The organism is Mesorhizobium ciceri WSM4083 (assembly GCF_000519305.1).
GTDB classification, from domain to species: Bacteria; Pseudomonadota; Alphaproteobacteria; order Rhizobiales; family Rhizobiaceae; genus Mesorhizobium; species Mesorhizobium ciceri_B.
The window spans coordinates 174,364-197,878 of sequence record NZ_JAFG01000004.1 but is presented as its reverse complement, the minus strand read 5'-3'; the positions used below and the strand labels follow the sequence as shown (position 1 = coordinate 197,878).

Below are 23,515 nucleotides of genomic sequence, written 5' to 3'. Positions count from 1 at the left end.
TCACCGCTCCTATACCATGTCGCCTTATTCATCTACTGATTGTGCCGAGGTACAGGCGTAGCGAATCAGGTTGTCTATAATCGTGCGGCATCGGTGGAGCTCGGCGATTGGGAAGAATGTGTCTGTCTGCATGAACCGCGTTGGCGGATGTCGGTTCATGGATCAATTACTCCGGGGGGCAAGCGGCAAAACGAGACGCGAACCGGAGCAAGGCTGGTGAACGGAGCGAAGGCAAGAGTTCTGATTTGCGATGACGATCCCCTCTTGCTCGAACTGATGGAGTTCAGGCTCAAGGCAAAGGGATACGACGTCATCAAGGCGGTAGACGGGGCGGAAGCGCTCTTGAAAGCGGAGCATGAGGCGCCGGACATCATCGTGCTCGACGCGATGATGCCCAAGGCAGACGGCCTGGAGGTTCTTGCCCGCATCAAGAGCGATCCGGCTTTGTCCGAAACCCCGGTTGTCATGTTGACCGCCCGCAAGGGCGAAAGGGACATCGTCTCGGCCCTTGAGAAGGGGGCCGACGACTACCTGGTGAAACCCTTCATTCCTGAGGAGCTCCTGGCCCGGCTTGCGCGCCTGCTGGCCCGCAAGAGCGGGAAACGCTGATGTGGCGCGGCCGGCGCGCCATCATGGCGGCGTGCGTTTTCCTGGCGGTTGCATCGTCGCCTGCTGTCGCGCTGGCCCAGACGGTCGACGAACTGTACGCCTCCGGCGTCAAGGCCAGGCAAGCCCAGCATTTCGACGAGGCGGCGGAGCTGTTGCGGCGTGCGCTGGCGCTCAAGCCCGACAATGCCGACGCCCTGGTGCAACTTGGCTTCGCCGAGCTTGGCCGCAACAATCTGCCGGCGGCGCGTGAAGCCTTTTCCACGGCGCTTGCGCTTGCGCCGACCTATCTGGATGCCAGCTTCGGCATCGCTCAGGCCGAGTTCCGCTCCGGCAATCTCGACGCCGCGCTGCCCCTCGCCGAAAAGGTTTCGCGTGCCCAGCCCGGCAATGCCGACGCGAGTACCCTTGTCGCCAACATCCGCAAGGCTCAGCGGGCCGGCAGCAGCAAGGCGAAGCCTGCGACCGTGAGGAAAAAGCCGCGTCCGCCGCGGCCGGATGCCGTCGCCGGCCTGATGGAGAAGGGCCAGAGATTGCGGGCGGCGGGACAATTGCCCGAGGCGGAGAACGCCTATCGCCGCGCGCTCGGGCTGGCGCCTAAAAACACCGACATCCTGGTCGCCATGGGTCTCGTGGCGGGCTCCCAACAGAAATTCGACGAGGCCGGGCATTTCTTCGACCAGGCGCTGGCCATCAGGCCCGGCCTTCTTGACGCCCGCCTCGGCAAGGTCCGCCTGGCGATCTGGCAAGGCAACGTGCCGCGCGCCCGCGCAACGGTTGATGACGTGCTTGGCACTATGCCTGACAATGCCGAGGCGCTCGGCCTCGACGCGCGGATTTCCCTGATCGAGCAGGATTACACGCGGGCCGAGCGGTCGTTTCGGCGGGTTCTGGCGATCGATCCGCGCAATGCCGAAGCGCTGGTGGGAATCGGCGATGTGCGCCGCGCCCGTGGCGACGACGACGCCGCGCGCGATGCCTACCGGCAGGCGCTCGCCCTCGAACCCGGCTCGCGCGACATCGAGCAGAGACTAGCTGCGTCACCGCCGCGCAAATGGCGGCTCGATATCGGTAGCGAAGTGAGCGACCTCACCGATGGACTTGGTGATTGGACAGACAGTTCGACCGGCCTTGCCTATCGGCTCACCCCGCAGACGACCATTTCGGGCCGCACCCGGATGGCGACTCGCTACGGTCGCACTGATGTTCAAATTGATGGCCGCATCGACCAGGCCTTTTCGCCCACGGTTTCGGCCTATGTGCTGGCAGCGGCGACGCCGGATGCCGACTTCCTGGCACGATATTCGGTCGGGGCCGGCGCTTCGTGGCGGATCATGGCGCCCGCGAAAGCGCTTGGTCCGTTCTCGCTCAACATCGATGCTCGCTATGACAATTTCGCTACCGCCGAGGTCACCACAATCTCGCCCTGGGTGCAGGCCTATGTCCTGGACGGCCGGCTGGGGCTTTCGGCACGTTGGGTCCACGCAGCCGACGACATCGGCACGCGCGCCGATGGTTATGTGCTGCGGGCCGATCTTGCAGTTACCCCGAGCGTCAATGTGTTCGGTGGCTATGGGGATGCCCCCGAGATCTCCGACGGCACGCTGGTGCCGACGCGTACCGTCTTTGCCGGCATCTCCTGGGACGTCACCGATCCGCTGACGCTGCGCGGCAGCCTCGCCCATGAGCAGCGCCCGACATTCGACCGAACCACATTCGGGCTCGGCCTAACCGCGCGGTTCTGATCATGTTGTACATCTGGCACCTATCCATCCTGCTCAGTGCCCTTTCCCTGGCGATCATGCTTCTGCTGATCGTGCGTCGGGTATTGCAGGAGCGCCGGGGGACGGCGGGCGCCGATCAGCGGCGCCTTCTTCTGACGGCGCTGATCGCCTTCACCGAAAATCGGGATCGCGAGGCATTGAAGACGGCGCTGCTTGCGGTACCGGCGAGGGTGGCGATCGATGCCGGCTTCGAGTTTATTTCGCTGTTGCGCGGCGAGGAGCACGACGAGCTCCTTTCAGCCTTCAATGAATGTGGCCTGCCGACCCTTGTCGGCACCCAGCTTGAAAAAGGCAACGGTGCCGAACGCATCCACGCGGCCGAGATGCTGGCGGCGTTGCGTTCGGAAAACGCGGTGGCAAACCTGCTTTCGGCGCTCGATCGCGACCGCTCGCGCGAGGTCAGGATCGCCGTCGCCATCGCGCTGTGTGATATTGGCGCCTTGCCGCCGCTGGTCGTAACGCTGCGCAAGATCGGCGTGGCGGGGCAGCGCTCGCGACGCCTGATCGAGCTTTTCAGGCGCTTTCCACCAAAGCGGTTCGACGAGCTCAGGGATTACGCCGGACGTCAGGACGCGGTGCCTTTCATCAGGGCGGCTGCGATCGATGCCCTTGCCCGCGCCGGCGGCTTCCAATTCGGCGAGTTCTTTGCCCGCGCGGCCGGCGATCCGTCATCGGAGGTTGCCGCAGCCGCATTGCGGGCACTCGGTCTGACCGGACATGCCAATGCGCCGGCCATCCTGATCAAGGCGATGGAAAATGGCGGTTGGGATGTACGCGCCGACGCTGCCGATGCGGCGGGCCGCCTCGGCCTGTCTGAACTCGCCGCGCCCCTCGCGCAGCTTATGGACGACGAGGCATGGACTGTGCGCTATGCCGCTGCCAACGCGCTCCGCTCGTTCGGCCAGAAAGGAGAGCAGGTGCTGCGCGAGATCGCCGCCAGCGACGTCTCGCGCAGGCAGCGCACGGCCTCGCTGATCCTTGCCGAGGGGCCGGCCGCCTGATGTTCGACTGGAGCCAAGAGATCGTCCTGGGTGCCTCCATCCTGTCCTGGTTCATCATTGGGGCAGGGCTGGCGCAGACGGCGGTATACCTGCTGCAGCTTATCATTGCCGCCTACGCGCTGTCCAAGCGCCCGCCAGTCGCGCGTTCGGCGCTGCTGTGGCACCGCTATGGGGACGTTGCGCCGCCAATAGCGCTGCTGGTACCCGCCTATAATGAGGAAGTGAACGTAGTCGAGAGCGTGCACTCGATGCTGGCGCTTGAATATCCGAATTTCGAGGTGATCGTCATCAACGACGGCTCGAAGGATCAGACTCTGCAGCGCCTTATCGAAGGCTTCAAGCTGGTGAAATTCCACCGGCCCTATGAGGAGGCCCTGACGCACAAGCCGATCCGCGGCCTCTATTCCTCGCGGATGACAGAACGGCTGTTCGTGGTCGACAAGGAAAATGGCGGCAAGGCTGATGCCCAGAATGCCGGCGTCAATGTCTGCCGCGCGCCTCTCTTTTGTGTGATCGACGGCGACTCCATCCTCGAGCCCGATGCGCTGATGCGCGCAGCACAGCCCTTCATCGACGATCCCGAGCGCACCATCGCCGTCGGCGGCACGATCCGCATCGCCAACGGATCGAGGATCGAAGGGGGCAGGGTGCGCGAGATCCGCCTGCCCAGCCGGTTACTGGCACTGTTCCAAGTGGTCGAATATCTGCGGGCCTTCCTTATGGCACGGCTGGCCTGGAGCCGCATCAACACGTTGATGCTGGTGTCCGGCGCCTTCGGCGTGTTCCGCCGCGCCGAAGTGGTGGCGGTTGGCGGCTTCACCAAGGGATCGATGGGCGAGGACATGGACCTTGTGATCAAGCTGCATCGCCACATGATGGACACCAAACGCAAATACCGCATCCAGTTCATTCCGGAGCCGGTGTGCTGGACAGAAGCGCCCGAGTCACTGCGCGTTCTGGCCAGGCAACGCACGCGCTGGCAGCGCGGTGCGCTCGAGTGCTTCTTTCGCTACCGCTCCATGCTCTTCAACCCCCGCTATGGGCGGGTCGGCTTCCTCGGATTTGGCCACATACTGATTGTCGATGTGCTTGGGCCGATATCGGAGGTGCTGGGCTATGTGCTGATCCCGGCCTTTTGGCTACTCGGCATCCTGTCGACCGAATATCTCTTGGCATTCACGTCGCTAGTTTTCACCTACGGCGTTTGCGTGAGCGTGTGTTCGCTGGTTCTCGAAGAAGCCGAGCTTCAGCGTTTTCCGCGCGCGCGGGACCTTGCCGTGCTCACGGCCGTGGCGGTGATCGAGAATTTCGGCTACCGCCAGCTCAACAATTTATGGCGCGTGAAGGGCTGGTGGCAGTATCTGCGCGCCGACCAGAGCTGGGGCGAGATGACCAGGACCGGCCTGACTGGACCGAAGAAGTGAGCCTCTTCGGTTGAGTCACTTCAGCGTCCGCTCGATCTCCGCAATAAGCGCATCGAGCGCAGTATGTGCGACATCCGACCGCTCGATCAGCAACGTCTCAAGCTCGGACGCTCGCACGCTGATATCCGGAAAGCCGAACGTTCCGGCCCCACCCGCCAGCGAGTGAGCGATCCCGATCAGCGTATCGCCGGAACTGCTGCCGGGCACAGCCCTCCTCTCACGGGCGGCCTTCAACTCCACGAGCCGATCCGCACACCGGGCAAGGAACCGTTGCTGCAAGGAAGCGAAGGGATCGTTTGAGATAGGCCGATGCTCCGTTGCGGGACGTCGAGGGTCATTCAAGCAGAAAGCGGCGCGGGTTGGAATGGACTGATTGGTCGAGTACGACCTCCCACCGGAGGAGAACGGCACCAGGCTGGTCTGCAACGACACCGGCATGCCTGTGCTGTGGGCAACCGCGCTGCCATCACCAGAAAAAAGTGATTGGCTGGGGCGCCAGGATTCGAACCTGGGAATGTCGGTACCAAAAACCGATGCCTTACCACTTGGCGACGCCCCAATTGCCGTCAGAGTCGCTTGTGCGGCGCGTTATTAGCAGAGCAGCCGAAAAGCACAATGCCCATGAAGGGTGGTGAGAACGCCTGTTTGGGCAGCAAAAGCAACGCCGCCAGATGGCACGGGCTGGCTATTCGGACCACACCGCCATCTCGTTGCCGGCCGGATCGGCAAAGTGGAAACGGCGGCCGCCAGGGAACGCGAAGATCGGCTTGACGACCGTGCCGCCGGCGTTTTCGACAGCGTCGAGGGTCGCCTCCAGATCCCTGCTGTAGAGCACCGGCAGCGGCTTTGATGGCGCTTCGGCGGCGTCGGCCTGAAAACCCCCGTCCAGGCCTTCGGCAAAGGCCGAATAGGTCGGCCCATAGTCAGTGAACGACCAGGCAAAGGCGGCACTGTAGAAGGCCTTCAGCCGGTCCAGCGTCCCGCCCGTAGCCGGCATTTCCAGGTAGTCGAGTTTTCCGGACAGTCTCATAGCCACCTCTTTGTTCATGGTATGTTCTACTCCAAAAGCCTCGACATGGCAAGCCTTTCTTGCCGCATCCTGGCGTCGGCGTGACGGCGACCTCGTGATAACTTGCTTCTGTCGAGCTCACGCCTTTCAGGCAGGAACAGCTTCGGATTGCTGCAAAATGTTCCTTGGCCAGCAAATGAAGGGCGGCCCATAACCGTACCTGCAGCCTTGCCAGTATGGCTGGCCAAAGGGGCGGATGGCGATCGTCTTTCAACCGGACTGTAAGTTGCGACACGGCGGCAACGTTCAGTTCCTTCGCGTTCAAGCGCATCGCAGGCATAGCGCGCGGGTTGTTCGCCGCCTCAAGGCAGCACCTCGTGCACGATGGACGTGCTGTTTCCGAAGCCGTTTCCGGAAACCTGAGTGATACTACTTGGCGGCATCAGGCCGAAATCCGCCAGTCACGCCGCTCCAGCCAGGGGTTTGATTGCCCCTGGCCGTGTCCTCGATCGCGAGTTTCAGCCGCGCTTCAGCAGCGTCCAGACGGCCGGCACCAGGCTTGCCGCGAGAGCCACCTTGATCAGGTCGCCGACGATGAACGGCACGACGCCGAACTGCCACGACTTTTCCGGACCGATGAGCAGCGCCAGCCAGGCAAAGCCCATCGCCATCATGACGACTTCGCCAACCAGCATGGCGTTGAAAAGCTTGATCGGATGGCGGTCCCAGCCGCGATCCGCCGCCCAGCCGACAATTGCCGCCATGACCACGAAGCCGGCGAGATAGCCGCCGGTCGAGCCGAGCATGTAGGCAATGCCGAGACCCTTTTCAGGCGTGCTCTGGAAGACGGGGAAGCCCATGGCGCCCTCGGCCATGTACAGCAGCAGGGTAGCGACGCCGAGACGCATGCCGAAGGCGGCGGCGATCAGCAGCACGGCCAGCGTCTGCATCGAAATATCGACTGGCCCGAGCATCACCTTGGTCTTGGCCGACAGTGTCAGCACAAGCGTTCCGGCGATGGCCAGGAAAAGCTGCGTTGCCAGCCGTGCCGCGCCATTTTGCGGCAGAGCCAGAGAAACAAGCGGACGCATCGTAGTTGCAATTGCCATGGTATTTCCCCAATCCGGTTGCCGCACTCCGATGTTCGCGGCGTCACATCCTCCTATATTGGCTTGCGTGTTATGCGGCAATCGGTTTTGCCGTTTCCCGAAACAAGGCACCGATGCATCCGCCATGGCACTGAAATTCGATACCGGCTTCGACCCCCTCTATGGCCAGGGGGCGAGCGTCGCCCCCGATGTCCAGCGCATCACGGCTCGCAATCCAAGCCCCTTCACCTTTCACGGCACCAACAGCTACATTGTTGGCCGCGATACGCTGGCGGTGATCGATCCGGGGCCGGATGACGAGGCGCATCTACGGACCCTGCTCAAGGTGATCGCAGGCCGGCCGGTCAGCCATATCTTCGTCAGCCACACGCATCGCGACCACTCCCCGCTGGCGGCCCGGCTGAAAGAGCGCACCGGCGCCCTCGTGCTGGCAGAAGGGCCGCACCGGCCGGCAAGAGCCCTGCATATCGGCGAGACCAATGCGCTCGATGCCAGTGCCGACACGGCTTTCGTCCCTGATGTCGCCCTGCCCGACGGCGAGGTGGTCGACGGCGACGGCTGGTCGATCAGGACGGTTCTGACCCCGGGCCACACCGCCAATCATGCGGCGTTCGCGCTGCAGGGAACCGGCATCCTGTTTTCGGCCGATCATGTCATGGCCTGGGCAACCTCCATCGTCGCCCCGCCGGACGGGGCGATGGCCGACTACATGGCCTCGCTGGACCGCTTGATCGAACGCGGGGACCGCTTGCTGTTGCCAGGACATGGCGGGCCGGTGACAGCACCGCGCGCTTTCATGCGCGGGTTGAAGACGCATCGCAAGATGCGCGAGCGCGCCATTCTGGAGCGGGTCAAAGAGGGGGACCGGACGATCGTGGACATGGTCAAGGCGATCTACAGGGACACCGACCCGCGGCTGCATGGCGCCGCCGGATTGTCGGTGCTTGCCCATCTCGAGGATCTGACGGCGCGGGGCCTGGTTGTGACCGATGCCGCACCGGCCATCGACGGCATTTTCACGCCGGCCGGATAGGCCAACCTGGACCGCTGCCAAGTGCCGAAGCCTTATTCGGCTGGCGCGGCGCCGACCTGACCGGCGACTTCCTGGTCGAGCTCCGCCAGGAATTCGGTGATGCGCGCGGCATTGTCGCCAAGGTCGTAGCGGCCGTAGCGGGATGCCGACCGCATATCGACGATGACCGTGTCGCCATCGTCCGTCACGCGGATCGCCACATCGGCGGGAAGGCCGATCACGAAGCCCTTGGCGACGGCGGTGATGGTCACCTCGCTTTGCCCGGCGAGATCGGGATAGGGCTCCGACAGCTCCCAGTCGCGCCGGTCGAGTACGGTTTCGACGGCATTGACGACAGTCTCGAACGGCAGGTCGTAGCTGCGTGCGCTGACCAGCGGATAGCTATCGGCCTGCAGCCGCTGTTCACCAGGCGTCGACGGCGCAAGCACGTTCATGTCCTTCGTCCGGTCGCTCACGTCGAGCGCCGGCGGTTCGTCGAAATCCGTCGAGATATCCCTGAGCGGCGGATAGATCGTCGCCCAGTAGGCGGCGACGCCGTAGGGTGCGAGCACCAGCAGTGCCAGCAGCGCGCCGACCGTCAGGTCGCGGCCGCCGCGGTCGCCGAAATTCCACAGCCGCGAAAAGGCAAACCCGGCAAACAACAGCGCCATCGCCGCCAGCAGCGCGACAATGCCGAGCACCCACAGAAAGACAGGTGTTTCGACGAGATCGAAGCGATGGCCCACAAAGACCGTCAGCAGCAGCACCAACGAAAAAGCGGCCGTGCGCCGCGACCAGCCGGCCGCCTTCGACGTTTGCCGTTCAGGAATGCTAACCATCGTTTTCCGTGCTGCCCCAACCCGAACGGAGACTTAGTGCCTTTTTGCGATGGCATGAAGCCGAAACATGCGACATCGCGTCAATCGGTCGGCAAGCGATAGTCCTTGAATTGCTGGCGCAAGGTGATCTTCTGGATCTTGCCGGTTGCGGTGTGCGGAATTTCGCCGACGAAAGCGACATCGTCCGGCATCCACCATTTGGCCACCTTGCCGTCCATGAACCCGAGAATGTCAGCCTTGGTCGGTTCCTTGCCCGGTTTGCGGACGACGACCAGCAGCGGCCGTTCGCCCCATTTCGAATGCTGAACGCCGATGGCTGCCGCCTCGGCGACATCGGGATGGCCGACAGCCAGGTTCTCGAGGTCGATGGTCGAAATCCATTCGCCGCCGGACTTGATGACGTCCTTGGCGCGATCGGTGATCTGCATATAGCCGCCGGCGTCGATGTGGGCGACGTCGCCAGTGTCGAACCAGCCATCCTCATCGAACTGCTCCACGCCGGCGTCGCCATAATAGGCACGGGCAACGGCCGGCCCACGCACTTTCAGGCGGCCAAAAGTCTTGCCGTCCCAGGGCTGCTCGTTGTTGTCGTCGTCGGTCACCTTCATTTCGACGCCGAAGGGCGGGTAGCCCTGTTTCTGCTGGACGTCGAGCCGGGCTTCGCCCTCAAGACCGGCATGGTCCGGCTTCAGGGTACACAGCGTGCCGAGCGGCGACATTTCGGTCATGCCCCAGGCGTGGATAACCTGGACATCGTAGTTCTGCTGAAACTTGGTCATGATCGCGCGCGGGCACGACGAGCCGCCGATGACGACCTTGTTGAGATAGGGAAGCTTCTTGCCGGTCTCCTCCAGATGCTGCAGCAGCATCATCCAGACGGTCGGCACGGCGGCGCTGAAGGTCACCTTCTCGGTGTCGAGCAGCTCATAGATCGACGCGCCATCCATCTTGCAGCCGGGCATGACCAGCTTGGCACCGATCATCGGCCCGCTCTGGCCAAGGCCCCAGGCATTGGCGTGAAACATCGGCACGACAGGCAGGATCGTATCGCGCGACGACAGCCCCATGGCGTCGGGCATGGCAGCGATCATGGCGTGCAGCACGTTCGAACGATGGCTGTAGACGACGCCCTTGGGATCGCCCGTGGTCCCGGACGTGTAACACATGCCGGCGGCGGTGCTTTCGTCGAAGGTCTTCCAGGCGAAGTCGCCATCCGCTTCGTCAAGCCAATCTTCATAGGCGACCGCGTTGGGCAATGTCGTCGGCGGCATATGCGCCCTGTCGGTCAGCACGATCACCTGTTTCAGCGACTTGACGGCGCCGGCGATCTTCTCGAGCAGCGGCACGAAGGTCAGGTCGACGAAGACTGCCTTGTCCTCGGCATGGTTCATGATCCAGACGATCTGCTCGGGAAACAGCCGCGGATTGAGCGTGTGGTAGATGGCGCCGATGCCCATGATGCCGTACCAGGCCTCGATGTGGCGCGCGGTGTTCCAGGCCAGCGTGGCGATACGGTCGCCCATCCCATAACCGTCACGCTCCAGCCGCTGGGCGACCTTCAGGGCGCGACGATGGATGTCGGCGTAGGTGGTGCGCACGATCGGCCCTTCGATCGAGCGCGACACGATCTCGCGCACGCCATGCTGCCGCTCGGCATTGTCGATGAGCTTATGGCAAAGCAGCGGCCATTCCTGCATCAGTCCCAGCATTCGATCCTCCCTCACGCTTTTGCGTTGTGCTTTTCGGGCTATTGTGGAGCGAACCGGCGGATTGTCCAGCCGCCAGCACCCCTGAGCGCCGCATTGGTGGAAAACCGCCACAATCCGGCCATCGTCGGCGTTAAGTTTCGTTAACGGGCAAAGGGGTGCGATTGGCGACTGAAAGAGGTTCGCATGGACGCGCAGCTCGACGACAAGGCTCTCGAGAGTACGCTTGCCGAAAGTCTGGCCGATGTGGTGCCGGACACAAAGACTGTTTCCGAAGATGAATTTGTTGAAGTTGTCGGCGGCGCGCTGGAAGCGGTCGGCGGCACGCTGCTGTTCAAGATGTGCGTCCAGAACCAGGGCGAGGACCAGCACGTCGCGGCCGCGTCAGTCGGCGATGGCGGAAACCGCCAGTTCCTGCTGCTCACCTTGCCTACCGGCGGCGGTTCCCTGAAGGTCGAGACCGTCCTGAGAAGCAGCAACCCGGTCGCCGGGATCGCTGCCGCCTATGCCGGTCTCATGGACGTGTTCAAGGCCGCTGCCTGACCTGACCGCTGACGACAAGTATCTCGACGATTCCAAGGGGCGATCCATCGGCGTTCGCTAGGCAAGTTTTGCGTGTTGGATGGCGATAGCGGCTTGCGCAATGCGCTTGCGCGACACACCTTAAGTCGACGCAAGGAGAGCCCCTCATGGATCAGATCGCCAACCCCGCACCCGGTTTCCAACGCAACCCGGACAAAATCATCACTGTCGAGCCCTATGCCGGCACCGTTACCGTGCGTGCCGGAGACGTGGTCATCGCTTCAACAACGAAGGCCAAGGTGCTGACCGAGGCCCCCTATCCGGCGGCCTTCTACATTCCGTTCGCCGACGTCGATTTCGGCAAGCTTGGCCGCACCGACCACTCGACCCATTGCCCCTACAAGGGCGATGCAAGCTATTGGAGCGTGCTGCCTGCCGGCGAGACCGGCCAGAACGCCATGTGGGCGTACGAGCGGCCTTTCGACGAAATGGCTGAAATCCGCAACCACGGCGCATTCTACGCAAGCAAGGTCACGATCGAAGCCAAACCGGACTGAGCCAACGCCGAAGGCATCGAGATCCGCTCGGCTGGCCAGTCACTCCGTCGTGCCGTTATTGCCGATGCCCTCGGCATCGTCGAGCCGCACAAAGGTCAAGCCCTTGGCCTTGAGCGCCAGCAGCCCCTGCACCACGCCTTCGCCGGCCGCATGGGTCGGCTGGTTGATGTGCGAGATGATGACGTCGCCATCCTTGGCCGCCGCGATGCGCCGGGCGGTCTCCTTGGCGCCAAGCAAAGAGCCGCCGTCGCCATTTATCGAAAATCCCGCGACCTTGAAGCCAAGCTTGCGGATCATGGCGATTGCCGACGGGCTGTATTCGGCGGTTGCGCCACGAAACCATTTCGGCGCCGGCTCGCCGGTCCCGGTAAGAGCGGCGGCTCCCGATTCGACCTCGGCCAGCACCGCATCCGGGCTGCCGGCGCTGCGAATGCCGTAGATTTTCCGCGGCGTGTCGACCGCCGGGATGTGGTGGCCGCCATGATTTTCCAGTTCGAACAGATCGGGATGCGCCCGCATGATCTCGACGGCGGCGGCGTTTCGCTTCAGCCAGATGCCGGTCACGAAAATGGTGGCGGGGATCTTGTTGTCCACCAGCGCCGAAAGAATCCGGTTGTCGGTCTGTCCACCGCACGCGTCGAGCGTAAGCGCCACACGGCCGGCTCCGCTCGCCTGCGACTTGATGTGCAGCGTCGGCTCGACGAGCGGCGCGGCATGGCTGGCGGATGCCATCGCCCACGACAGGACGATAATGCAGAGATTTTTTTGCAGCAGGCGCATCAAACCGATTCCCGGACCCGTCATTTCAACCAGGCATCCCAACGACCCGCATGAAGGCGGAAATCGGGATGGCGCATAGCAGAAAAGCGCTCCGCGACAATGTGACCGTTCCTGTGGGCGACAGGTCATTCCACCGCGTCGAGAGCGGTCGTGCATGCGGCGCATGATCTCAGATGGCGTGTTCCAGTTTCATTTCGGAGCGCGAAAGAACCTCGCGCACCGCATCGACCACAGGCTTGACCTCCAGGCCCCAGACGCAGCATGCCTTGCTGGGATCCGGCGCGCGGCAGAGGCTTTCGGCCATGCAGGCGCAAGGCATCGGCGGCTGGAGCGAGATGCTGGGCACGCCGACGGGACCCCAGCGCGACGGCTCCGTCAGACCGAACAATCCGACAACCGGGGTTCCGGTGGCTGCGGCCATGTGCATCGGGCCGCTCTCATTGCCGAGAAACAGCCGGGCCTGTTTCAGCACCGCAAGCAGGCTTTCAAGCGACAGGTCACCGACGAGATTGACGACCGACGGCGCGGTCCTGGCGACGATACGTTCGGCGATCTCGCGCTCGTCCGGGCCACCCACCAGGACGACGTCCAGACCAGTCTCGCCGGCGATCTCGACGATCACTGCTGCAAACCGCTCCGGCTGCCAACGTCGCCCCTCGAAGCTTGCCCCCGCATGCACGGCGATGAAGGCGTTTGGCCGCAGATGGTGCTTACCCAGCAGCGCCAATGCTTTAGCCGTCTCCAATGGCAGCGGCTGAAGGTTCGGAATCACCGTGCGAAGCTCGATGCCGAGCGCTTCGAGCGGCGAGAGGTAGCGGTATAGGAAATGCTGGCCATCAAAGCCGTAGGGCTTGGCAAAGACGTTGGCGGGCTGCCGCTCCAGCATACGCAAAGGTCTTTCGGAAGGATTGTAACCGACACGGGTCTTTGCGTTGACGAGCCCGGTGAGGATGCGCGACGTCTTCGAATCGCTCAGGTCGATCGTCAGGTCGAATCGGAAGCGGCGCAACGCCCGCACCATCGCGTAAAGCTCCTTCCCGCGCTCCAAGGGCGTTCCGCGCATGCGGTCGCGCCTGAATGCGACCACCTCGGAAGCGATACCATGGGCCATGACGAAGCTCTCGAAGCGAGCCTCGCACAGGAAGACGATGCTGGCGCCGGGGAATTCGAGCCGCAGGTTCTTGGCGAGCGCCGAGGCGAGGACGAGATCTCCTATGAACTTGGTTTGGATGACCAGGATCGAGCGGAGCGGCGCGGGAGAAATCTGCAGCATCTGTTTCCGGGAGCAATTTGCGGATGGCCGCAAATTGGGCAGGAACAATGTCGAGATTACGCGACGCCGCCAGCACGTTCGCGTGAATTGCCTTACAAAACGGTAAGCTGGATGGACCCTATCCGCGGCCTGTCTTCGCAACCAGCACCGCTGCCTGCGCGGCCGCCAGCCTGGCGATCGGCACGCGATAGGGCGAACAGGACACGTAGTCGAGGCCGACCTCTTCGCAAAAGCGGATCGAGGCCGGATCGCCGCCATGTTCGCCGCAGATGCCGAGCTTGATGTCGGGCCGCGTCGCCTTGCCCTTTTGCGCGGCCATGCGCACCAGTTCGCCGACGCCGTCGATATCGAGCGAGACAAACGGGTCCTGATCGATAATGCCCTTCTGGCGGTAGGTTTCCAGGAACGAGGCCGCATCGTCGCGCGAGATGCCGAAGGTCGTCTGGGTCAGGTCGTTGGTGCCGAAGGAGAAGAATTCGGCTGACTCTGCAATGACATGGGCACGGATCGCCGCGCGGGGGAGCTCAATCATGGTTCCAGTCAGATAGTCGATCTTGACGCCGGTTTCCTCCATGACGCTCTTGGCAACCGCATCGATGCGCGCCTTGACGTAGTCGAGCTCCTTCACAAGGCCGACGAGCGGCACCATGATCTCGGGGACCACCAGTGCGCCGGCCTTCCTGCCGGCCTCCACGGCCGCCTCGAAAATGGCCCGCGCCTGCATCTCGGCGATCTCGGGGTAGGAGACGGCCAGGCGGCAGCCGCGATGGCCGAGCATCGGGTTGAACTCGTGCAGCGCCTCGGTGCGCTGCCTGAGCTTATCCGGCGATACCTTCATGGCGGCGGCCACCTCGGCCACCTCCTCCTCGGTCTTGGGCAGGAATTCGTGCAGCGGCGGATCGAGCAGCCGGATCGTCACCGGCAGGCCGGCCATGATCTCGAACAGTTCGAGGAAATCGGAGCGCTGCATCGGCAGAAGCTTGGCGAGTGCGATGCGCCGGTCCTTTTCGGTGTCGGCCAGGATCATCTCGCGCATCGCGACGATGCGCTCGCCGTCGAAGAACATGTGCTCGGTCCGGCAAAGCCCTATGCCTTCGGCTCCGAAGGAACGCGCCATGCGCGCGTCGAGCGGCGTTTCGGCATTGGTGCGCACCTTCATGCGGCGGACCGCGTCGGCCCACTCCATGATGGCGGCGAAATCGCCGGAAAGTTCCGGTTGCAGCATCGATACGGCACCCTTCAATATCTGGCCATTGCTGCCATCGATGGTGACGATGTCGCCCTTGCGGAAGGTCGAGCCCATCGCCATCAGCGTGCCGGCCTTGTAGTCGACACGCAGCGAGCCGGCCCCCGAGACGCAAGGCTTGCCCATGCCGCGTGCCACCACCGCGGCGTGGCTGGTCATGCCGCCGCGCGTGGTCAGGATGCCTTCCGCCGCATGCATGCCGTGGATGTCTTCGGGGCTGGTTTCGATGCGCACCAGGATCGCCTTGCGGCCTTGCGTCTTCAAGTCCTCGGCGTCGCCCGAGGAAAAGACGATCTCGCCGGTAGCGGCACCGGGTGAGGCCGGCAGGCCGATGCCGATGACGTCGCGCGCGGCCTTGGGATCGATGGTCGGATGCAGCAGCTGGTCAAGCGAGGCCGGGTCGATACGGGCAACGGCTTCCTCTTTCGTGATCAGCCCGTCCTGCGCCATCTCGACGGCAATTTTCAGCGCCGCCTTGGCGGTGCGCTTGCCCGAGCGGGTCTGCAGCATCCACAATTTGCCGCGCTCGATGGTGAATTCGAGATCCTGCATGTCGCGGTAGTGCTTCTCCAGACTGTCGGAGATGGTGACGAAGGACTGGAACGCGTCCGGCATCAGCTTCTGCAGCGACGGCTTGTCGGAGCCCGCTGCGATGCGCGCCGCTTCGGTGATGTTCTGCGGCGTGCGGATGCCGGCGACGACGTCCTCGCCCTGTGCGTTCACCAGGAACTCGCCATAGAGCATCTTTTCGCCGGTCGACGGGTTGCGCGTGAAGGCAACGCCGGTGGCGGAGGTTTCGCCCATGTTGCCGAACACCATGGCCTGGACGTTGACCGCCGTGCCCCAGCTTTCGGGAATGTCGTGCAGGCGGCGATAGGTGATGGCGCGGTTGTTCATCCAGCTCGAAAACACGGCACCGATCGCGCCCCAGAGCTGCTCATGCGGATCCTGCGGAAACGGCCTGCCGAGTTCTTCCTCGACCTTGGCCTTGTAGAGCGCGATGACGCCCTGCCATTCGAGCGCCGTCAGTTCGGTGTCGAGCTCGTGCCCGAGCCCGCCTTTCTGATCCTCCAGGATTTCCTCGAACACTTCGTGGTCGAGGCCCATGACGACATCGGAATACATCTGGATGAAGCGGCGGTAGCTGTCATAGGCAAAGCGCGCATCGCCGGAATCGGCGGCCAGCGCCTCGACCGTCTCGTCGTTCAGCCCGAGATTGAGCACGGTGTCCATCATGCCGGGCATCGAGGCGCGAGCGCCGGAACGCACCGAGACCAGCAGCAATTTCGACGGGTCGCCGAACCGACGGCCGGTCAGCTGGCCGATGTGATCGAGCGCAACCGCGACATCGGCTTCCAACCCGGCCGGATAGGTGCTGCCATTGGCATAGTAGGCGTTGCAGACCTCGGTGGTGATGGTGAAGCCCGGCGGCACCGGCAGGCCCAGGCTGCACATCTCGGCCAGGTTGGCGCCCTTGCCGCCCAGCAGATTCTTGTCGCTGGCACGGCCTTCCGCCGCACCATCGCCAAAGGTGAAAACCCATTTGGTCATGCTTTGCTCTCCGGTTGCAGGAGATTGGAAAGATTGGCGAAACGGAAGATTCCGCCGGTCCGTCCTTGGAGCGATATGATGCTGCAGTGCGAAAGGCAAGGCGTCGGTAAGCCGCCCGGCCACTACAATCGATTAAGCAAAGCGGTGCCTCAAGATGCGGCGGCTTCGAAACCGGTCGGCCCAGCTCCCAAGCGACTTGCCAAGGGATTGATCGCCGAAGCGGTGCTGGAAATTACAGCGCATTATTGGCCCTATCGTTCGGCGTTGGTGCGTTGCAGACGGTAGCTTTTCAATTGCATCAAACAATGCTGTTGATCAAAAAATTCCCGCACTGTTGATCTGAGAAATAGATGCTTGCTGGCGCAGCCGCGCTGTCGTAGCTCTTGGTCTCCGACTGTATCGAATCGCCGGGGGGCGAGACGTCCGATTCGTTTTTGTGCGCGAGCAGGTCAGATCCACTATCGCGCTGGTCTGTCGCCGACACGGCAGCCTCGGGGAAGGGGGGAAGACATTGAATGTCGCAGCGTCGACTATCGTCGGAAGCCGGCACTTCCTGTTCAGGATTCGGTTTCAACTACTTGGCGGACTGACATTCGCGATTTTTGCGCCCGCGATCATCCGGATTGTCTTCAATCCTGAGTTTATCTATTCGGCCAATCTTCAGGTAACAGTAGCCGCTGCGGTCATCGCGCACCTTGTGGGCTTCTTATCGTATCGCCGCATCGGGAATTTCCCGGGCGTGGCCGCGGCAAGTTACATCTTGCCGACATTTGCCCTGTCCTACGGGGCTGTTTTCCTGACCATCTTCTTTTTTCGGTTCGAGTACAGCCGGTTTCAGGCCGCCGCCAGTTTCACGCAGTCCACGCTCTGGTACTTCGGCCTGAGCCTTTTGACGCGGCGTCTCGATCCGTACCGGCTCGTCGTGATTCCCGGCGGAGATGTCGAGCGCCTCAAGACGTTACCGGGTGTGCATTGGTTTTGGATCAAGTCGACCAGTACGATAATCGAAAGAGCCAGCGGCGTGGTCGTTGATCTGCGTGCCGATCTTGGCGCGGAGTGGGAACGATACATCGCGGATCGGGCCCTTTCGGGAACGCCCGTATACCACGTCAAGCAGGTCAGAGAGTCGCTGACCGGTCGGGTCGAGATCGAGCACCTGTCGGAAAACACGCTTGGTTCGCTCAATCCGAACCAGGCCTATCTCAAGATCAAGCAGGCGGTCGACTGGGTCTCGGCACTTGTCTTGATTGTCGTTCTTTCCCCCGTTCTGGCGTTGATAGCGCTGCTGATCCGGCTGGACTCCGATGGCCCCGCGCTGTTTCGCCAGCAACGCATGGGCTACCGGGGCAAGATTTGCACGGTCTACAAGTTTCGCTCGATGCGCCAGCACTCTGGCGCCGGCAGCGACAAGGAGAGGGCGATCACCAGGCACGACGATGATCGCATCACCCGAGTCGGGCGTTTCCTGCGAAAATCCAGGATCGACGAACTGCCGCAGGTCATCAACATCCTGCGTGGCGAGATGAGTTGGATCGGACCGCGACCGGAAGCTGTCGTGCTGTCACAGTGGTACGAGGCTGAGCTGCCCTTCTATCGCTACAGGCATATTGTCAGGCCAGGCATAAGTGGGTGGGCACAAGTAAATCAGGGGCATGTGGCTGCCGTCGATGACGTTATGGAAAAATTGCACTATGATTTCTATTACATAAAGAACTTTTCGCCTTGGCTGGATGTTTTGATAACCCTCAAGACAATGAAAACGATGCTTACCGGTTTTGGCGCGAGATAACCAATGCGAAGCATGGCTCTGGAATAGCAAGCGCAGGAAGCAGATGGATCTCGCCTCCAGGAAAATAGCAATCATCGGGCTTGGCTATGTCGGTCTGCCGCTGGCGGTCGCCTTCGGCGCAACCAGGGCTGTCGTCGGCTTCGACATCAACCAGTCGAGGGTGGACGCGCTGAGGCGTGGCGACGACCATACGCTGGAAGCCAGCAGCGATGAGATCAATGCCGCGTCGCGGCTGACATTCACCACAGACAAGGCCGATCTGCGCGATTGCGGGATTTTCATCGTCACGGTTCCGACGCCGATCGACAGGGCCAACCGTCCGGATCTGAAACCGTTGATCATGGCATCAACTTTGGTCGGTGAGGTCATCTCGCCGGGCGCGGTGGTGATCTTCGAATCGACGGTCTACCCCGGCTGCACGGAAGAGGTGTGCGCGCCGCTGATCGAGAAGCATTCGGGTCTGCGTTACAATGAGGGGTTCTTCCTCGGCTACAGTCCCGAGCGCATCAATCCGGGCGACCGCGAGCATCGGTTGCAGACGATCGTCAAGGTCACCAGCGGCTCGACGCCGGAAGCGGCGGAAGCCATCGATGCGCTCTACGCGTCGATCGTGCCGGCGGGCACGCACCGTACCTCAACCATTGCGGTCGCCGAAGCGGCCAAGGTCATTGAGAACACCCAGAGGGACCTCAACATCGCGCTGATGAATGAGCTGTCGCTGATCTTCGGCAAGCTGGGCATCGACACCTCCGAAGTGCTGGAAGCCGCCGGCACCAAATGGAATTTCCTGCGCTTCACGCCTGGTCTCGTCGGCGGCCACTGCATCGGCGTCGATCCCTACTATCTCACCCACAAGGCCCAGGAACTCGGCTATCATCCGGAGGTGATTCTTGCTGGCCGCCGTATCAATGACGGCATGGGCCAGCACGCGGCGGATCAGACGGCCCGCCTGATGATGCGCAAGGGAATACCTGTCGTTGGCAGCCGGATTCTGGTGATGGGCGCGGCCTTCAAGGAAAATTGTCCGGACCTGAGGAATTCCAAGGTCGCCGATATCGTTGCCCAACTGAAGGAATACAACGCCGGCATCGACATATGGGACCCCTGGGTCGACGCGCAGGAATGCGCGCGTGCCTTCGGCGTAGCCAGCATGAAGGACATTCCCGACGTGCGTTATGACGGCGTTATCGTGGCCGTCGGCCACAGGCAGTTCCGCGCGTTGGGCGTCGACGGCCTGATGGCGCTTTGCAAGACCCCCGGCGTCATTTACGACATCAAGGGTCTGTTCCCCAGGCATGTCACGGATGGGCGTTTCTGATGAAGGTTCTGGTCACCGGCGCGGCCGGCTTCATAGGGTATCACGTAGCCAAGCGGCTGCTGGAGCGCGGTGACGAGGTCGTCGGCATCGACAGCGTCAACGACTACTACGATCCGCAGATCAAGGAGGCGAGGCTGCGGCTTCTGGACGAGGCGAGCCGCAAGACCAATGCCGGCTATCATTTCATTCGCGGCAATCTCGCCGACAAGAGCGTGGTCGAGGCCTGCTTTGCCGATCATGCATTCGACCGGGTGATCCATCTCGCTGCCCAGGCCGGGGTTCGCTACAGCCTGGAAAACCCGCATGCCTATGTCGAAAGCAACATCATCGCCTACACCAACATGCTGGAGGCCTGCCGCAACAAAGCCGTTGCGCACCTGACTTATGCCAGCACTTCGAGCGTCTACGGCGCCAACACCGACATGCCGTTTTCCGAGCATCGTCCGGCCGACCATCCGCTGCAGTTCTACGCCGCGACCAAGCGCGCCAACGAGCTGATGGCGCACAGCTATAGCCATCTGTTCCGATTGCCGACGACCGGGCTTCGCTTCTTCACGGTGTATGGTCCCTGGGGGCGCCCGGACATGGCGCTGTTCCTGTTCACCAGGAACATCCTTGCCGGCGAGCCGATCAAGCTGTTCAACAACGGCAACCACACGCGCGACTTCACCTATGTCGAGGACATCGCCGAAGGCGTGATTCGTGCCAGCGACAACCCGGCCACGGGGAATGCCGCCTGGGACTCCAGCCGTCCCGATCCGGCCACAAGCAGTGCCCCTTGGCGCATCTTCAACATCGGCAACAACAACCCGGTGAAGCTGACCGCCTATGTCGAGGCGCTGGAAAACGCGCTTGGCCGGAAAGCCATCGTCGAACTCTTGCCGCTGCAGCCCGGCGACGTGCCCGATACCTTCGCCGACACCTCGGCGCTGGAGCAGGCGGTCGGCTACCGCCCGACGACGACGGTGACCGAGGGCGTCGGGCGGTTCGTCGAGTGGTACAAGGCGTATTTTGCGCGGGGATAAGGCTCGGCGTTTCCCGGCTGATCCGCGCCGTTCCATGATCACGTAACCAGGAGCAGATGGAATCGATACGGCTCGCAAACAGGCAGTCTGCAATCCATCGCAGTCCCAGGCGCTATTGAGCGTCTGCATCCCCACGTTCAATCGGCGGGATCGCGTTGCCGCGCTGGTTCAGCAACTGTTGCGTGCGGACTGCCCATTGCAGATATGCGTCCATGTCGACGGTTCGACCGACGGAACGAACGAAGCGCTTGCGGAAATCGCGTCTCGCGATGCCAGTTTGGTGGTCACCACTGGCCCGAATGACGGCAGAGGCCGCGCGATGTTTTCGGCGATTGCTTCCGCCACCGGGGACTATTGCATGGTCTTCGATGATGACGACGATCTCTTCACCGATCGCTTGCCGGAAGTCTGTAAGCACCTCTCGCAGAGAAGTGTCGACGAGAAGATCGCGGGTTTTGTGTTCTCGATGGCTCTTGGCCACCCAGAGACGGCAGCAGAGCCGTTTCCGTCGGAACGGACAAACCTGATAAAGATGCGGGCCGACGAACGGGTGGTCGGCGACAAGAAGGAGGTCATCAGAACTCCTTTGCTTAAACGGGTTGCCGTGCCCCCAGCGGGGCGGTTCCGCCGTGTTCCAACATCTCTTCTCTGGTCCAGATTGGCGATCGAATACGACGTTATCTGTGTCAATGTCGAGATCGGACGAAAACGATATTTGCCGGAGGGGATGACGGCAAGGGTTCGGCTTCTTCAGCGGCAAAATGCATACCCGATGTTGTTGCTGAACTTGAACTACATCAAGGCGTTCTGGCTAGGACGATACCAGTCGGTTCGGTTCCTGGGCAAGGCGGTTCTTGCCTGTTTGAGCTTTGGTGTCTTGAGTTTCCCGTTCTTGCTCAAGAGGTCGTTCGTGCGGGTGACTTCATGAAAGAAGCCAGCCTGTGGAAGTTGGTGGAAGCCATCGTAATACGAATTGTTCCTGGTCTTCTGAACATAGCGACGTTGCTGTACATCGGCAGCCATCTGGAGACTGGACAGTACGGTATTTTCAGCACGACGATTGCCACAGTTTCATTTATTTCGACACTTGTTTTTGGAGTCGCGACCTATTCGATAATGCCGGTTTCCGCAAAAATGCATGCCGCGGGAATGGGTAGAGAGTACGTATCGTCTATTTTGACCGTGCTGGCAGTTGTAGCGCTGTTTGTCGTCCTGGCCGGACTGGCACTGACGTGGCTGGGATTTGGCAATGCCGTTGCCGCGACCATCATCGTTTCTTTCGGCTTGCACACCGCACTTCAAGAGATTTTGAGGTCACAACTGCGTTTGTGGGCGTACGGTTGGTCGGCGATTGGCCAGGCCGTCGCATACCAGGCGGGAGCCATAATCCTGCTTGTCGGCGACGCGAAAGTAGGCTCGGCTCTTGCAGCCTTTTCGCTCAGCTATTTCGTCGGAGCGCTGATTTCATTTGCCTTCCTGGGACCTATGAATCTGAGACGGCCCGGCTTTTCCTATCTGGCCGGGTCTCTGGTCACAGGCTGGGGATTTGTGTTGAGCAATCTGGCCGAGAGCGGCGTGTTTGTCGGCATACGATACATAGTTTTGTTGCTTGGCTCCGAGACCCATCTCGGTGTCTTCTCGTTTTGTCTCGATCTTTCACAACGGTCCGTCGGCTTCTTCATGAATGCGGCCAGCTTCGTTTTCGTGCCAAGGGCGTTTCTCAGCGCCGCAAATGGAAACGTCAGGGAGTTTCGGCGCGGACTGTTCGAGGGAGCGGCCATCGCACTCATTTTTGCGACCGCGGCCGCGGCCGCAATAGTTGGCCTGTTTTTCTCGGGCCATGCATCCGGGTGGCTGGGGAAGTCTTTTGATCCTGTGGTGTTCGGGATCGTTTCTTGTGCTGTTTTGGTCAACAGAACGAAAAAAGTGATCATCGATCCGTTTGCGCTTCGGTCGAGCAAAACGATGACGTTGACCTATTCCTACGCGATAGGGGCGTTGGCTTGCTGTTGTCTGGCGGCATTGGGCCTTTGGTGGCGGGTGCCGCTTGGCAGTGAAATGGCATTTTTGTTCGGATATGTCGTAGCCGCTGCCTGTTCCTTTTTCGCATTGAGGAATGTGATTGCAGATCAAGGGCCCGGTGCGAAACAGCGCACCGTTTTGGTGGTCGGGCCGGATGCCAGAAATGAATGAGAAGAAAGCATTTTACGACGAGAAAAACAGGCGCATCGTCCATGTCGGCACGGTGGCTGATGACGACTATTGGGATTCTCACTGGGCCGAAGGGATTGTCTTGAGGCCGGATCGCTTTGTCGTTGAAACCACCAAGCGATATCTGACCGGATCGGCCAAGGTCCTGGACGCTGGATGTGGCTTGGCCAATACGGTCCATGGCCTCCACCAGGCAGGCTTTTCCGCCTACGGGATCGACTTCGCGCAGAAGACCGTGGGGATGGTGAACCGTGCCGCGCCCCATTTGCAAGTGACCGTGGGAGATGTTCGAGCAACGGGCTTCGCGGACGAATTCTTCGATGGGGTGTGGTCCCTGGGGGTGATCGAGCACTTCTTCGACGGTTACGATGAGATCGCATTGGAGATGAGGCGCATCATCCGGTCAGGAGGAGTTGCCTTCGTGACGGTGCCGAGCATTTCTCCTCTCCGACGGCTGAAGATCAGAATGGGTCTCTATCCCAGGTTTTCAGGTGAACAGGCCGGATTTTACCAATTCGTTCTTGAGCCGTCTTCGATTGTTTCCAGTTTCGAACAGCACGGCTTCAAGCTTCTGGGATCACAGCCAAGGGGAGGCTTCAAGGGGCTGAAGGACGAGATATTTTTCTCCAAGCCGATGCAGGCCTGGTACGACAGCAAGAATGGAATCCTGAGAGGTTTGCGTGCTGCTGCGGACCGGTTACTCGGCCCATTTTCGCATCATACGCGGCTCTACGTCTTCCACAGGATATAGCG

The 23,515-nt window shown here is 61.8% G+C and carries 21 protein-coding genes and 1 tRNA gene; 13 read left to right on the top strand and 9 right to left on the bottom strand.

Translation table 11 applies throughout. The features are described 5' to 3' along the window. Positions 1-93 precede the first annotated feature (93 nt). Genes MESCI2_RS0106820 through MESCI2_RS0106805 form a run of 4 tightly spaced genes read left to right on the top strand, consistent with a single transcriptional unit; the run spans position 94 to position 4,815 of the window. Entirely contained in the window at positions 94-609 is a 516-nt protein-coding gene (locus MESCI2_RS0106820; protein WP_245270251.1) for a response regulator transcription factor, read from the top strand. After that, on the top strand, positions 609-2,351 hold the full coding sequence (locus MESCI2_RS0106815; RefSeq protein WP_027035910.1) for a YaiO family outer membrane beta-barrel protein: 1,743 nt from the start codon (positions 609-611) through the stop codon (positions 2,349-2,351). The genes MESCI2_RS0106820 and MESCI2_RS0106815 overlap by 1 nt, the downstream gene beginning before the upstream one ends. 2 nt (positions 2,352-2,353) lie before the next feature. After that, positions 2,354-3,391 (top strand): HEAT repeat domain-containing protein, encoded by a 1,038-nt coding sequence (locus MESCI2_RS0106810; RefSeq protein ID WP_027035909.1) that lies wholly within the window; start codon positions 2,354-2,356, stop codon positions 3,389-3,391. Beyond that, positions 3,391-4,815: a glycosyltransferase family 2 protein gene (locus tag MESCI2_RS0106805; protein ID WP_027035908.1), complete on the top strand. Its 1,425-nt coding sequence runs from the start codon at positions 3,391-3,393 to the stop codon at positions 4,813-4,815. Before MESCI2_RS0106810 ends, MESCI2_RS0106805 begins: the two co-directional genes overlap by 1 nt. A 15-nt stretch (positions 4,816-4,830) precedes the next feature. Here the strand turns inward: MESCI2_RS0106805 and MESCI2_RS1000000139150 are convergent, their stop codons facing one another. From MESCI2_RS1000000139150 to MESCI2_RS0106785, 4 genes are all read right to left on the bottom strand, one after another. Next, complete coding sequence (locus tag MESCI2_RS1000000139150; protein ID WP_081738629.1) at positions 4,831-5,253, bottom strand: Hpt domain-containing protein; 423 nt, start codon at positions 5,251-5,253, stop codon at positions 4,831-4,833. Between the two features lie 46 nt (positions 5,254-5,299). Further along, positions 5,300-5,374: transfer RNA gene (locus MESCI2_RS0106795), tRNA-Gln, on the bottom strand. A gap of 126 nt (positions 5,375-5,500) precedes the next feature. Then, positions 5,501-5,845: a VOC family protein gene (locus tag MESCI2_RS0106790; protein WP_027035906.1), complete on the bottom strand. Its 345-nt coding sequence runs from the start codon at positions 5,843-5,845 to the stop codon at positions 5,501-5,503. 497 nt (positions 5,846-6,342) lie between these two features. Continuing rightward, on the bottom strand, positions 6,343-6,933 hold the full coding sequence (locus tag MESCI2_RS0106785) for a biotin transporter BioY (RefSeq protein WP_023808554.1): 591 nt from the start codon (positions 6,931-6,933) through the stop codon (positions 6,343-6,345). Positions 6,934-7,057: 124 nt separating this feature from the next. Between MESCI2_RS0106785 and MESCI2_RS0106780 the strand changes: the two genes are divergently transcribed. After that, a complete protein-coding gene (locus MESCI2_RS0106780; RefSeq protein WP_027035905.1) occupies positions 7,058-7,966 on the top strand; it encodes an MBL fold metallo-hydrolase in 909 nt (302 codons plus the stop codon). 32 nt (positions 7,967-7,998) lie between these two features. Here the strand turns inward: MESCI2_RS0106780 and MESCI2_RS0106775 are convergent, their stop codons facing one another. Beyond that, positions 7,999-8,784, bottom strand: a complete 786-nt coding sequence (locus MESCI2_RS0106775) for a DUF1499 domain-containing protein (protein ID WP_027035904.1) — start codon at positions 8,782-8,784, stop codon at positions 7,999-8,001. An 80-nt stretch (positions 8,785-8,864) separates the two neighbouring features. Then, positions 8,865-10,493: a fatty-acid--CoA ligase gene (locus tag MESCI2_RS0106770; RefSeq protein WP_027035903.1), complete on the bottom strand. Its 1,629-nt coding sequence runs from the start codon at positions 10,491-10,493 to the stop codon at positions 8,865-8,867. 183 nt (positions 10,494-10,676) lie between these two features. Here MESCI2_RS0106770 and MESCI2_RS0106765 point away from each other — a divergent pair, with 183 nt between their 5' ends. Then, positions 10,677-11,033, top strand: a complete 357-nt coding sequence (locus MESCI2_RS0106765) for a hypothetical protein (protein WP_027035902.1) — start codon at positions 10,677-10,679, stop codon at positions 11,031-11,033. Between the two features lie 146 nt (positions 11,034-11,179). Further along, on the top strand, positions 11,180-11,569 hold the full coding sequence (locus tag MESCI2_RS0106760) for a DUF427 domain-containing protein (protein ID WP_027035901.1): 390 nt from the start codon (positions 11,180-11,182) through the stop codon (positions 11,567-11,569). A gap of 39 nt (positions 11,570-11,608) precedes the next feature. Here MESCI2_RS0106760 and MESCI2_RS0106755 read toward each other — a convergent pair whose 3' ends face one another. From MESCI2_RS0106755 to ppdK, 3 genes are all read right to left on the bottom strand, one after another. After that, positions 11,609-12,349: a polysaccharide deacetylase family protein gene (locus MESCI2_RS0106755; RefSeq protein WP_027035900.1), complete on the bottom strand. Its 741-nt coding sequence runs from the start codon at positions 12,347-12,349 to the stop codon at positions 11,609-11,611. A gap of 169 nt (positions 12,350-12,518) precedes the next feature. Further along, the gene (locus MESCI2_RS0106750) at positions 12,519-13,622 is read right to left on the bottom strand and encodes a glycosyltransferase family 9 protein (RefSeq protein WP_027035899.1); all 1,104 of its coding nucleotides are present in this window, start codon (positions 13,620-13,622) and stop codon (positions 12,519-12,521) included. A 118-nt stretch (positions 13,623-13,740) separates the two neighbouring features. Then, positions 13,741-16,419 carry a pyruvate, phosphate dikinase gene (ppdK, locus tag MESCI2_RS0106745; RefSeq protein WP_027035898.1) on the bottom strand — a complete coding sequence of 893 codons (2,679 nt, stop codon included), beginning with the start codon at positions 16,417-16,419 and terminating at the stop codon, positions 13,741-13,743. Positions 16,420-16,930: 511 nt separating this feature from the next. Here ppdK and MESCI2_RS0106740 point away from each other — a divergent pair. The 6 genes from MESCI2_RS0106740 to MESCI2_RS0106715 all read left to right on the top strand — a co-directional run bounded on the left by MESCI2_RS0106740 (position 16,931) and on the right by MESCI2_RS0106715 (position 23,513). Further along, positions 16,931-18,208, top strand: a complete 1,278-nt coding sequence (locus MESCI2_RS0106740) for a sugar transferase (RefSeq protein ID WP_050596525.1) — start codon at positions 16,931-16,933, stop codon at positions 18,206-18,208. Between the two features lie 43 nt (positions 18,209-18,251). Continuing rightward, positions 18,252-19,526, top strand: coding sequence for a nucleotide sugar dehydrogenase (locus MESCI2_RS0106735; RefSeq protein WP_027035896.1), 1,275 nt, complete (start codon positions 18,252-18,254; stop codon positions 19,524-19,526). Then, entirely contained in the window at positions 19,526-20,551 is a 1,026-nt protein-coding gene (locus tag MESCI2_RS0106730; protein ID WP_027035895.1) for an NAD-dependent epimerase, read from the top strand. The genes MESCI2_RS0106735 and MESCI2_RS0106730 overlap by 1 nt, the downstream gene beginning before the upstream one ends. 115 nt (positions 20,552-20,666) lie before the next feature. Next, the gene (locus MESCI2_RS0106725; RefSeq protein ID WP_027035894.1) at positions 20,667-21,479 is read left to right on the top strand and encodes a glycosyltransferase family 2 protein; all 813 of its coding nucleotides are present in this window, start codon (positions 20,667-20,669) and stop codon (positions 21,477-21,479) included. After that, positions 21,476-22,744 (top strand): hypothetical protein, encoded by a 1,269-nt coding sequence (locus MESCI2_RS0106720; RefSeq protein WP_027035893.1) that lies wholly within the window; start codon positions 21,476-21,478, stop codon positions 22,742-22,744. Before MESCI2_RS0106725 ends, MESCI2_RS0106720 begins: the two co-directional genes overlap by 4 nt. After that, positions 22,737-23,513: a class I SAM-dependent methyltransferase gene (locus MESCI2_RS0106715; protein WP_032900467.1), complete on the top strand. Its 777-nt coding sequence runs from the start codon at positions 22,737-22,739 to the stop codon at positions 23,511-23,513. Before MESCI2_RS0106720 ends, MESCI2_RS0106715 begins: the two co-directional genes overlap by 8 nt. The last annotated feature ends 2 nt before the right edge of the window (positions 23,514-23,515 follow it).